This is a genomic window from Micromonospora sp. HUAS YX12 (assembly GCF_040215685.1).
Lineage (GTDB): Bacteria > Actinomycetota > Actinomycetes > Mycobacteriales > Micromonosporaceae > Micromonospora > Micromonospora tulbaghiae.
Genome location: NZ_CP157974.1, coordinates 3567644 through 3579486, shown reverse-complemented (window position 1 = coordinate 3579486; position 11843 = coordinate 3567644). Strand labels below are relative to the sequence as shown.

At 71.5% G+C, this 11843-nt stretch carries 10 protein-coding genes and 1 tRNA gene; 4 read left to right on the top strand and 7 right to left on the bottom strand.

The genetic code is table 11. The features are described from left to right. Positions 1–36: 36 nt before the first annotated feature. The 5 genes from ABIH81_RS17405 to ABIH81_RS17385 all read right to left on the bottom strand — a co-directional run bounded on the left by ABIH81_RS17405 (position 37) and on the right by ABIH81_RS17385 (position 5522). Positions 37–1176: a branched-chain amino acid ABC transporter permease gene (locus tag ABIH81_RS17405; RefSeq protein ID WP_013475843.1), complete on the bottom strand. Its 1140-nt coding sequence runs from the start codon at positions 1174–1176 to the stop codon at positions 37–39. Then, complete coding sequence (locus ABIH81_RS17400) at positions 1173–2123, bottom strand: branched-chain amino acid ABC transporter permease (protein WP_043329571.1); 951 nt, start codon at positions 2121–2123, stop codon at positions 1173–1175. The genes ABIH81_RS17405 and ABIH81_RS17400 overlap by 4 nt, the downstream gene beginning before the upstream one ends. Positions 2124–2228: 105 nt before the next feature. Continuing rightward, the gene (locus ABIH81_RS17395; RefSeq protein ID WP_349875971.1) at positions 2229–3389 is read right to left on the bottom strand and encodes a branched-chain amino acid ABC transporter substrate-binding protein; all 1161 of its coding nucleotides are present in this window, start codon (positions 3387–3389) and stop codon (positions 2229–2231) included. A gap of 257 nt (positions 3390–3646) precedes the next feature. Next, the gene (locus tag ABIH81_RS17390; RefSeq protein WP_349875970.1) at positions 3647–4864 is read right to left on the bottom strand and encodes a hypothetical protein; all 1218 of its coding nucleotides are present in this window, start codon (positions 4862–4864) and stop codon (positions 3647–3649) included. Positions 4865–4901: 37 nt separating this feature from the next. Then, on the bottom strand, positions 4902–5522 hold the full coding sequence (locus tag ABIH81_RS17385; RefSeq protein ID WP_349875969.1) for a response regulator: 621 nt from the start codon (positions 5520–5522) through the stop codon (positions 4902–4904). 81 nt (positions 5523–5603) lie between these two features. Between ABIH81_RS17385 and ABIH81_RS17380 the strand changes: the two genes are divergently transcribed. Both ABIH81_RS17380 and ABIH81_RS17375 read left to right on the top strand, forming a co-directional pair. Beyond that, positions 5604–5686, top strand: a tRNA-Leu gene (locus tag ABIH81_RS17380). Between the two features lie 98 nt (positions 5687–5784). Next, entirely contained in the window at positions 5785–6468 is a 684-nt protein-coding gene (locus tag ABIH81_RS17375; protein WP_349875968.1) for a transcriptional regulator, read from the top strand. Positions 6469–6503: 35 nt separating this feature from the next. On the opposite strand, the gene ABIH81_RS17370 is transcribed toward ABIH81_RS17375, so the two are convergent. Further along, a complete protein-coding gene (locus ABIH81_RS17370; RefSeq protein WP_349875967.1) occupies positions 6504–7679 on the bottom strand; it encodes a PLP-dependent aspartate aminotransferase family protein in 1176 nt (391 codons plus the stop codon). Positions 7680–7762: 83 nt separating this feature from the next. Here ABIH81_RS17370 and ABIH81_RS17365 point away from each other — a divergent pair, with 83 nt between their 5' ends. Then, the gene (locus tag ABIH81_RS17365; RefSeq protein ID WP_047894721.1) at positions 7763–8242 is read left to right on the top strand and encodes an Lrp/AsnC family transcriptional regulator; all 480 of its coding nucleotides are present in this window, start codon (positions 7763–7765) and stop codon (positions 8240–8242) included. Between the two features lie 60 nt (positions 8243–8302). Next, positions 8303–9298: an LLM class flavin-dependent oxidoreductase gene (locus ABIH81_RS17360; protein ID WP_349875966.1), complete on the top strand. Its 996-nt coding sequence runs from the start codon at positions 8303–8305 to the stop codon at positions 9296–9298. Between the two features lie 167 nt (positions 9299–9465). Here the strand turns inward: ABIH81_RS17360 and ABIH81_RS17355 are convergent, their stop codons facing one another. Next, positions 9466–11733, bottom strand: a complete 2268-nt coding sequence (locus ABIH81_RS17355; protein WP_349875965.1) for a cellulose binding domain-containing protein — start codon at positions 11731–11733, stop codon at positions 9466–9468. Positions 11734–11843 lie beyond the last annotated feature (110 nt).

Sequence of the window (11843 nt, the reverse complement as noted above, 5' to 3'; positions counted from 1 at the left end):
GCCGCCTGGGCCGGAACGGCCGGGGTCTGCTCGGTGTCACTCACCGACGATCACCTCCTTGCGGCGGTCCTTGAACTCCGCCGCTCGTCGCCGGTTCGGGATCAGGCCCTGCGGCCGGAAGATCATCATCACCACGAGCACCAGGCCGAAGAAGAGGAACCGGTACTCGTACAGCTCCACGCCGAACAGCTCGATGCCGCGGAACCGCTCGATCATGTACGCCACCAGGCCGCCGCCGACGATCGCGCCGACGATGTTGCCCGAGCCGCCGAAGATGACAGCGGCCAGGATGATGATCGAGTTGAGCAGCTCGAAGTTCTGCGAGTTGACGAAGTTCTGCTTACCCGCGAACAACGCACCTGCCAGGCCGGCGATGGCCGCGCCGGAGGCGAACGCCCACAGCTTGAACTTGAACGTCGGCACGCCCATCAGCTGGGCCGCGTCCTCGTCCTCGCGGATCGAGATCCAGGCCCGGCCGACCCGGCTGTGGGTCAGGTTCCGCACCCCGATCACCACCAGGATGATCAGCGTGAGCACCAGCCAGTAGTACGGGCGGGCGTCGAGCACGCCGAACCACGGCCGGCCGTCGGCGTACTGGCCGGGCGGGTGCGGGATCTGGTTGAAGCCGCGCTGTCCCTTGAGGAACTCGGAGCTGACCGCCGCGATCCGGATCATCTCGGCGAAGCCGAGCGTCACCAGCGCCAGGTAGTCACCGCGCAGACGCAGCGTCGGCGTACCGAGCATGACGCCGGAGACCATGGTCAGGGCGATCGCGATCGGCACCACCAGCAGCCACGGCCACAGGGTCTTGATGTCGCTGCTCGGCGAGGTCAGCACCGCGACCGTGTACGCGCCGACGGCGAAGAAACCGAAGTAGCCGAGGTCGAGCAGACCGGCGAAGCCGACCACGATGTTGAGCCCGACCGCCAGCAGCACGTAGATCGAGACCGTGAACATCACCTGGGTGAAGTTCGCGCCGGGCGTCGGGATCGGCCCGAGGTACTGGTAGAACTCCTTGTTCGGCAGCGCGTAGAAGAACGCGATGACCGCGACCAGCAGCACCCAGCGCACCCAGCGCGGCGCGTGGTGCCAGCGCTCCGAGATCGCGTGCCGGCCCTGCCGCAGCTTGTCCGCCGCCGTCTCCCGCCGCTCCGGCGGGTCGATGGTGGTCGTCATGCGCGTGCCCTCCCCAGTGATTCGCCGAGCAGACCGGTCGGCCGGAACATCAGCAGCACGACCAGCACCGCGAACGCGGCGAAGTCCTTCCACTGACTGCCGAACAGGCCCGCGGCGTAGTTCTCCACGACGCCGAGCAGCAACCCGCCGACGAGCGCGCCGCGCAGGTTGCCGATACCGCCGAGCACCGCCGCGGTGAACGCCTTGAGGCCCAGCAGGAAGCCGACGCTGTAGGTGAGCGTCTGGATCCGCACGTCGTAGAGCAGGCCCGCGACGCCGGCCATGGTGCCACCGGCGATGAAGACCATCAGGATGATGCGGTCCTTGTTGACGCCCATCAGGGCCGCCGTGTTGGCGTCCTGGGCCACCGCCCGGATGCCGCGGCCGGTACGGCTGCGGTTGATGAACTGGTCCAGCGCGAACATCATCACCAGCGCGGAGCCGATCGTGAGCAGCTGCACCGCGTCGATCGGCACCCCGGCGATGTGGAACAGCGGCTCGGAGCTGACCAGGATGGGCGCGCCCTCCGGCCGGCGCCGGGTGTAGACGCCGAACGCCTCGGAGATGGCGATCGAGGCGCCGATGGCGGTGATGAGGAACGCCAGCGGCGGCGCGTTGCGCTTGCGCAGAGGGCGGTATGCCACCCGTTCGATCACGGTGGCGGTGCCCGCCGAGGCGATGGCCGCCACGATCATCGCCACCAGCAGGTAGAACAGGATCGAGCCGAGGCCGCTGACCTGCGAGTTCTGGTCGAGCCCGAAGCCGTTCCAGGTCCAGATCGCGGCGAACGCGCCGGCGATGAAGACCTCGGAGTGGGCGAAGTTGATGAGTCTGAGCACGCCGTACACGAGCGTGTAGCCGAGCGCGACCAGGGCGTAGATGGCGCCCTGCGTCAAGCCGGTCGTGGTGAGTTCCCCGAAGTTGGAGAACAATCCGTCGAAGTCCAAGGGAGGGACGCTCCGTCGCTCAAGAGAAAAAGAGGGTGCGGCCGGGAGCCAGCTCCCGGCCGCACCCGCGATCACTACTCAATCGCCAGCCCAGCGATCGACCGATCAGGACTTGGGGATCTCCTGGTCCGGGACGACCTTGCCGCCCTGCACCTTGAACGCCCAGACCTTGACCTGCGCCGGGTCCAGCTCGCCACCCTCGACGAACTTGTAGCTGGCCGCCACGCCCTCGCCGCTGTAGCCCTTCACGAACTCCAGCAGGTCGGCACGGGTGCTCTTGCCGGCCTTGATGCCCGCCAGCAGGATGTTCGCCGCGTCGAAGGCGGTGTCGCTGTAGGTGCCCGGGTCGGTGCCGTTGAGCGCCTTGAAGTCGGCGGCGAAGGTGCCGCGGGCCTCGGTGGACGGCTGGCACGGGCAGGTGAGGATGGTGCCCTCGGCGGCGGCCGCACCGGCGGAGGTGATGTACGCACCGTCGTTCACGCCGTCACCGGCGACCAGCGGGGCGGTGACGCCGGCAGCGGTGAGCTGCTTACGGATCAGGCCGGCCTCCTGGTAGTAGCCGCCGTAGAAGACCGCCTTGACGTTGGCGGCCTTGACCTTGGTGACCACACCGGAGAACTCGACCTGCTTGCCCTCGCCCTGGACCTTGTCGCTGCCCACGACCGAGGCGCCGAGGACCTTCTTGACCTCGTCGGCCAGGCCGGCGCCGTACGCGGACTGGTCGTCGATGACGTAGACCCGGTCGGCCTTCATCACGTTCTTGATGTAGGTACCGGCGGCGGGGCCCTGGCTCAGGTCGTTGCCGACCGCGCGGAAGAAGGTCTTCCAGCCCTGCTCGGCGAGGCTGGGACGGGTCGCGGAGGGGGTGATGGTGACCAGACCGGCCTCGTTGAACAGCGGGCCGGCGGCCTCGGACTCGCCCGAGTAGGCCGGACCCACGACACCCAGGATCTTGGTGTCGTCGATCGCCTTCTGGGCCAGCTGCGGCGCCTGGTCCGGGCTGCCCTGCGAGTCGAGCTCGGCGAGCTCGACCTTGCAGTCCGGGTTCTCCTTGTTGTACTTGTCGACGGCCAGCTTGACGCCGTTCTTCTCGTTGATGCCCAGCGCGGCCGAGCTACCGGTCAGCGCGCCGAAGAAAGCGATCTTGCTCCCGCAGGCGCTGCCCCCGGAACCCTCATCGTCGCTGCCGCTGGAACAAGCGGTGCCACCGGCGACGAGCGCCAGCATGGCGACCCCGCCGATCACGCGTGCGAGCTTCTGCCTCAAGGCCCGAACCCTCCTCCGTCCATGATCCGAACCACCCGCCGCTGATTGGCCCTTGCGGGGTGGACGAACCAAGACCGTCGTCGCCGGTCTGGGGCGGGACGTTATCCCACCGCGAGCGGTGGCGTAAGACCTGGAAAGCTTGGTTGACCGAACCGTTACACGCCGTGGCGGATTCAAGCCGATCGCCGTAAGAACCGTAGGCACGGCAAGGCTTTCACCGACTATTCCTCGGTAACGGGCCAGGCCCGCCTCACCCGCTACCGATCGACGACTGGCAACGCCCCCCACCAGGCACGCGACGTTCTCCCGTCATCGGCGACCACGAGCAGCCCGTCGTCGCGGACGGCCACCGCCAGCGCGGCGTCACCCCCGTCCGGCACCGGCACCGGCGTGATCACCGGAAGCCACGACGCGCCGCCGTCACCCGACATCCAGAGTCGTCGCTGAGCGCCGTCGCCGGTCACCGCGACGAGCCGCCCACCCGATGCCGCGAGCGCGTCCACCGACGACACCCCGGGACCCGCCGAGCCGAACCCGCCGACCCGCCGCCACCCCTGCGCCGCACCCGCCGGACCGGCGGACGGCGAGCCGCACCCGTCGCACCCGCGCCACACCCCGAAGCGGTCACCCACCGGCCCGACCGCCACCGGGCCCCCGTCGGGCGACACCACCCGCTCGGCCGCCCCGGCGGCACCCGCCGGCACCGGCAGGACCACCCGCCGCCACACCCGGCCGTCGGCCGAGAACCACGCGAGCGGCGTCCGGGCCGTCCCGCCGGGCGGCAGCAACGACCCCACCACCAGCCAGCCCGGCCCCGCCGCCGTCACGTCGTACGCCGCCGTCCGGCCCCGGCCGTCACCGGCCAGCTCCGCGACCCCCTCGCGCAGGACGAACCCCTCGGCGTCCGGCGACGACCACACCGCCGCACCGTCCGCGCGCGCCCCGGCGATCAGCCAGCCGCCCGGACCCGCCGCCAGCCGCGACGCGCTGACCGCGCGCGGGCCGCCGAACAACTCGAACGCCGCCGGCACCTCCCGCAACGGCCCGCCAGGACGCCACACCCACGTTCCGGTACGCGGATTGCCGTGCACGCCACCGGTCTTCGCGCCCAGCGCGGCCATCCCGTCGTCGCGGCAGGCCACCGCGTAGAGCACGTGCCGGCGGCCGTAGAACGTCTGCCCGCGTACCGGAATCGGCGCCCAGGTCACGCCGTCCGGTGAGGACCACGCCGCCGGACGGGTCTCCCCCGCCGGGTCGACGAGCCCGCCCACCACGAACCACCGGCCGCCGCACCGCGCCGCGTCGCGCGGCACCGGCCGTCCGGTGGCGCCGACGGGCAGGACCAGCTCGACCGGCTGCCACTGCGGGCGTACCGGCGCGGGCTGCGGCAGCGGTCGCGGGGTGGCGTGGCACGCCGCCAGCAGCAGCGCGGCGGCAGCGGCGACGAGGACCGGCCGGACGCGCGCGGGAGACATGCATCCGATCCTATCGATCGGACGCCTCCCGGGCAGGTCAGGACGCGGGCTGCTCCACCTCGCCGCCGGCGGTCTCGGCGAGGATCCGCTCGGCGACCTCCTTCATGGTCATCCGGTGGTCCATCGCGGTGCGCTGGATCCACTTGAACGCCTGCGGCTCGGTCATGCCGTACGTGGTCATCAGCGCGCCCTTGGCACGCTCGACGGTCTTGCGGATCTCCAGCCGGTCGGTGAGGCCGGCCACCTCCGACTCCAGCGCGGCGATCTCGGAGTAACGGGACAGCGCGATCTCCACCGCCGGCACCAGGTCGCTCTTCTGGAACGGCTTGACCAGGTACGCCATCGCGCCCGCCGCCCGCGCCCGCTCCACCAGGTCACGCTGGCTGAACGCGGTCAGGATGATCACCGGGGCGATGCGCGCGCTGGCGATCCGCTCGGCGGCGGCCAGCCCGTCCATGATCGGCATCTTGATGTCGAGGATGACCAGATCCGGCTTGAGCTCCTCGGCGAGCTTGACGGCGGTCTCGCCGTCGCCGGCCTCGCCGACCACCTCGTAGCCCTCTTCGACGAGCATCTCGGCCAGGTCCAGCCGGATGAGCGCCTCGTCCTCGGCGATCAGAACGCGCTTACGCTCGGCGTCCGCCTGCATCTCGCCCACGAGCCACTCCCACCATCGATCCCGGCACGGTCACCACACATGCTCCCGCATGAGCCTAGTCGGGTACAGTTACCGCACCCCGCCGGGATGGTGGAACGGCATACACGGAAGTCTCAAACACTTCTGCCCGAAAGGGCTTGCGGGTTCGAATCCCGCTCCCGGCACTCTTGTCATACATGTGTTCGAGGATGTTGCTGTGCATCCTCCCGAAATGCGGGCACGAGCCCGCGCCCTTCGCGCCCAGGGTCACAACATCCGTTCGGTGGCCCGCAGCCTCTCCCTGCCCTACACCACGGTCTGGCACTGGTGCGTCGACCGACCAGAGCCAGCGATCTTCGGAAGCGCCGTCCGCTGCTTCCGGTGCCGCCCCAATCCGGACGCTCCACCCGACCAGACCTCCTACGCCTACCTGCTCGGGCTCTATCTCGGTGACGGACACCTGGTCACCACGGACCGGACGCCGGTGCTCCGCATCTACTGTGCCGACGCCTGGCCGAGCCTGATCGAGAAGTGCGACGCAGCGATGCGGGCGGTGTTGGCCAACAAGGTGCAGCGCATCCAGAAGCGCGGCTGTGTCGCCATACAGAGCACAGCACTCCACTGGCCGTGCCTGTTCCCCCAGCACGGACCGGGCAAGAAACACGAGCGCCCGATCGTCCTGGCCGCCTGGCAGCGGAGCATCGTCGAGGCCCACCCGGGCGACTTCCTGCGGGGCCTCTTCCACTCCGACGGCTGCCGCTTCACCAACCGGGTCGTCGTTCGCGGGAAGGAATACGTCTATCCCCGCTACATGTTCTCCAACCGCTCCACCGACATCATGGCGCTGTGCCAGTGGTCCCTCGACCTGCTCGGCATCGCGTGGCGGATGAATCTGCCGTGGTCCCTGTCAGTCGCCCGCCGGGAGGCGGTCGCCGCCCTCGACCGGCACGTGGGCCCGAAGTCGTGACCGGACGACAGCGCGGCGCGCCCTGCCGGGCGACGTCAGATCCGCGACAGCGCCCGCGCGAGATCCGCCCGCAGGTCCTCCGGGTCCTCCAGGCCGACCGAGACGCGCAGCAGCCCGCCGGACGGCTTGGCGTCACCCTCGACCGGCCGGTGGGTGAGCGAGGCCGGGTGCTGGATCAGCGTGTCGACGCCGCCGAGCGACACGGCGTGCGTGATCAGCTCGCAGCCGCCGGCGACCTCGGCCGCGGCGGGCGCGCCGCCGCGTACCTCGAAGGCGAGCAGGCTGCCGGTGCCGGACATCTGGCGGCCGACCAGCCCGGCCGGGTCGTGCAGCGACGGGTGGTGGACGCGCTCGACGGCGGGGTGCCCGGCGAGCCAGGCGGCGAGCTTCTCCGCGCCGGCCTGCTGGGCGCGGACGCGCAGCGGAAGGGTCTGGATGCCGCGGTGCAGCAGGTACGCGCCGAGGGGGTGCAGGACGGCGCCGGTGACGGCGCGGACCTGGCGCAGCCGGGCGGCCCACTCGGGTCCGCAGGCGACGACGCCGGCGAGGACGTCGCCGTGGCCGCCGATGCTCTTGGTGGCGCTGTGCAGCACGAGCGCGGCGCCGTGGCGGCCGGGCTGCTGGAGCACCGGGGTGGCGACGGTGTTGTCGACGAGCAGCGGGACGTCACCGGCGGCGTGGGCGAGCGCGGCGATGTCGACCAGGTCGAGGCTGGGGTTGGCGGGCGTCTCGACCACGACCAGGGCGGTGTCGGGGCGGATCGCGGCGGCCACGCCGGCGGGTGTGGCCCAGGTGACCTCGGTGCCGAGCAGGCCGGTGGCGAGGACGTGGTCGGTGCCGCCGTAGAGGGGGCGGACGGCGACGACGTGACGCTTGCCGTCGCGGGTGGCGGCGAGCAGGGTGGCGGTGAGCGCGGCCATGCCGCTGGCGAACGCGACGGCCTCGGCGGTGCCTTCGAGCTGGGCGAGCGCGGTCTCGAACCGGGCCACCGTGGGGTTCCAGAGGCGCTGGTAGACGGCGCTGCCGCCGACCGGGAGGGTGCCGCCGGTGGCGAGCGTCTCGTAGTCGTCACCGCCGCCGGCGACCGAGGGCAGCGGGTTGGTGGTGGACAGGTCGATGGGCGGGACGTGGACGCCGAGCCCGGCGAGGTCGGCGCGCCCGGCGTGTACGGCTGCGGTGTCCACGGAAGTCATGCGGGAAGCGTCGAACATGACGACGGCGGGAGGCAATAGCGGCGAACAAGATTCTGAGTATCATGCTTTCGCCCGGCGGTGATTCGGTGAAGGATGGTCACATGCCTGCCGCACCGAATGATGTACGGCCGTTCGCCGGCCTGGACGACACCGACCGCGCGATCCTCACCGAGCTGGCGGCCGACGGCCGGCTGCCGAACAACGCGCTGGCCGAGCGCGTCGGGGTGGCGCCGTCTACGTGCCTGACGCGTACGCGGGCGCTGCGCGAGTGCGGGGCGATCCGCGGGTTCCACGCCGAGGTGGACCCGGCGGCGGTGGGTCTGCCGTTGCAGGCGCTGGTCTCGGTGCGGTTGACCGCGCACGAGCGGGCCGCGGTGGACGCGTTCCGCGCCCGGTCGGTACGGCTGCCCGGGGTGGTGTCGGTGTTCCACGTGGCGGGCGCGGAGGACTACGTGCTGCACGTGCGGGCCGCTTCCGGCGACGCGCTGCGGGACTTCGTGCTGGACCATCTGGCTGTCGATCCGGCGGTGCAGCACACGCAGACCAGCCTGATCTTCGAGCAGGCCCGGGGTATGGGGTAGCGCACCGGCGGAACAATTCCGGCACGTGGCGGGTTGCAACACGCTGTGATCGACGTACCCATGTCTGTTCTTGACCTTGCCCCGGTGGCGGCGACCGGCAGTGCCGGTGAGGCGCTGCGATACACCACGGAGCTGGCCCGCCGCACCGAGGAGCTGGGCTACCGCCGGTTCTGGGTGGCCGAGCACCACAACATGCCCGCCATCGCGAGTTCCGCGCCGGCGGTGCTGCTCGCGCACCTGGCGGCGAACACCAGCACGATCCGGCTCGGCTCGGGCGGCGTGATGCTGCCCAACCACGCGCCGCTGGTGGTGGCCGAGCAGTTCGGCACGCTGGAGGCGCTGCACCCGGGCCGGATCGACCTCGGCATCGGCCGGGCGCCGGGCACCGACCAGGTGACCGCGCTGGCGCTGCGCCGCACCATGGAGGGCCTGTCCGCCGAGCACTTCCCGCGTGAGCTGGCCGACCTGATGAACTACTTCTCCGGCGCCGAGCCGGGCGCGATCACCGCGACGCCGGGCCGGGGGCAGTCGCCGCAGGTGTGGCTGCTCGGGTCCAGCGGGTTCAGCGCGCAGCTGGCCGGTCTGCTCGGGCTGCCGTTCTCGTTCGCGCACCACTTCAGCTCGCAGAACACGATCCCGGCGTTGCAGCTCTACCGGCAGAACTTCCGGCCGTCGCAGTGGCTGGACCGGCCGTACGCGATGGTGGCGGTCAACGCGGTCTGCGCGGAGACCGACGAGCGGGCCGAGTGGCTGGCCGGGCCGTCCGGGCTGTCGTTCCTGAAGCTGCGGTCGGGGCGGCCGGAGCCGCTCGTCACGCCCGAGGAGGCGGCGGCGTACCCGTACTCGGAGTTCGAGCGGGAGTTCGTCGCCCAGCGCCGCGACGGCCAGGCGACCGGCTCGCCGGAGACGGTGGCCCGGCAGCTCGGGGAGCTGCTGGAGCGCACCGGCGCGGACGAGCTGATGCTCACCACGATGGTGTACGACGTGGCCGACCGGGTCCGCTCGTTCGAGCTGATCGCCGAGAAGGTGGCGGGCGGGCTGCGCCAGGAGGGCTGAAACACGCTCTTCATAGCCACGTCACCGCACCGTCGCGCGGGACGCATAACTTTGTCCCCGGTGGTGGTACGGCATTCCCGGTCGGGACGGGTCGGGAATGCTGCGGTGTGGTGCACCGGGTCGCCGGCGGAGCGGATTCCGCGGCCGGCGACCCGGTGCCTGCCGTTTCAGCGCAGGTAGATGTTCGGCGCGGGCGGGGTGCTCATGCCGTCGCCCACGTAGAAGCCCGGGTGCGGCGGCTGGTTGTAGGCGGTGTTCTGCCAGGCCACCGCCACCCGGTACTGCGGGTCGTGCATCAGCGTCGGCAGGCGCAGGCCGGTGGTGACCGGCGTGCTGTAGATCCGTAGCGCGGTGCTGTCGGAGGTGCGCCACACCACCTCCTCGCGCCAGTCACCGAGCAGGTCGGCCGAGAGCGCCGGGGTGGACTTGGTGCCGTTGTTCGAGGCGACGCCGCTGCCGGTGAGCAGCCGGGTCTCGCCGCCGGTGCCGTACTTGTCGATCTTCGTGGCGTCGAGCAGTTCCCGGACCGGGTCGCCGTCCCACCAGATCAGGAAGTTCGCCGACGACGGTTTGCGCCCGACGTTCTGGCCCCGGGTGTTGAGCAGCCCGTCGACCGCGGACGACCAGGACTCCGCACCCGGGCTGCCCGCCCAGACGTCGGCGGAGACGCCGCGGCCGTTGTCGCCGCTGGGCGCGGTCTGCCAGATGATCTGCCCGGTACGCGCGTCGGCCATCCAGGAGCTGGGCTTGCTGCCGTCCTCGTCGACCTTGAACACCTCCAGGCCCGAGCGGGAGGGGTCGAGGTCGCCGACGTGCAGGGCGTCGCCGTGGCCGTTGCCGGTGGAGTACAGCAGCCGGCCGTTGTCGTCGATGGTGGCGGCGCCGTACACGATCTCCTGGCGGCCGTCGTCGTCCACGTCGGCCACGGAGAGCTGGTGGTTGCCCTGGCCGGCGGCGGCGCCGTTGCCGGAGGCGTTCGAGTCGAACGTCCAGCGCTTGCGCAGCGTGCCGTCGCGGAAGTCCCAGGCCGCGACGACGGCCCGGGTGTAGTAGCCGCGCGCCATGATCAGCGACGGGCGCTGCCCGTCCAGGTACGCGGTGCCGGCGAGGAACCGGTCGACCCGGTTGCCGTACGAGTCGCCCCAGGACGAGACGGTGCCGCGCGGCGGGTCGTAGTCGACTGTGGACAGGGCCGCGCCGGTGCGGCCGTCGAACATGGTCAGGTACTCCGGGCCGGCGAGCACGTAGCCGCTGGAGTTGCGGTGGTCGGCCGATCCGTTCCCGATCACCTGGCCGGTGCCGGAGCGGGTGCCGTCGGCGGTCTTCATGGCCACCTCGGCGTCGCCGTCGCCGTCGTAGTCGTACACCTGGAACTGGGTGTAGTGGGCGCCGGCGCGGATGTTGCGGCCGAGGTCGAGGCGCCACAGCCGGGTGCCGGTGAGCGTGTACGCGTCGACGTAGACGTTGCCGGTGTAGCCGGACTGGGAGTTGTCCTTGGCGTTCGACGGATCCCACTTGAGCACGAACTCGTAGCGGCCGTCGCCGTCGAGGTCACCCACGCTCGCATCGTTCGCCGAGTAGCTGTACCCCTCGCCGGCGGGGGTGGTGCCACCGGGCGGCGGCTGGATCGGCACGTCCAGCCAGCCGTTGGCGAACTGGAGCGCCGGGGCGGACGCCGCCTGCTCGGCGCCGTTCACCACGGCCCGCACGGTGTACGCCGATCCGGCCGCCGCGCCGCTGTCCAGGTATGTGGTGGCGCCGGTGACGGGGCTGCCGTTGACCTTGGTGCCGCCCCGGTAGAGGTTGAAGGCCACGCCCGAGGTCTCGGTGCCGAGCAGCCGCCAGGAGACCAGGTTCCCGCTGCCGGAGCGGACGCTGACCAGGCCCCGGTCGAGGTTCTCCATCTGCTTCGCGCCGGCCGGCGGGGTGGTCGGTGGGGGCGTGCTCGGTGGCGGCGTGCTGGGCGGGGGCGTGCTCGGTGGGGGCGTCGACGGCGGCGGGGTGGTGGACGGCGCGCCGGTGCAGGCGGTGCCGTTGAGCGTGAACGCGGCCGGGGCCGGGTTCGACGCGTTGTTCCACGAGCCGTTGAAGCCGAAGTTCGCCGTGCCGCCGGTGCCGATGGCCGCGTTGTAACCGGCGTCGCGGGCGCTGACCTGGGCGCCGGACTGGCTGACCGTCGCGTTCCACGCCTGGACGACCTGCTGGCCGGCGGCGAAGCTCCAGCCGAGGGTCCAGCCGTCGACCGGGTCGCCGAGGTTGGTCACTGTCACGTCGGCGCCGAAGCCGCCGCTCCACTGGTTGGTGATCCGGTAGTCGACCCGGCACGCGACGGCCGCCGCGGCGGCCGCCATCGTGGTGAGCGCGCCGGCCGACAGGGTGACCGCCGAGGCCGCGGCGAGCAGCGCGATCCGGCGGCGTGGGGTGGTGGGGTGCACGGGGAATGCCTTTCGCGGAGGTCAGGCACGTGACGAGGCCGGTCTGCCCGGACCGGCGGATACGTGCCCTGACGCGACGGGCGACGTCAACATATCGACGTCGGTGATTA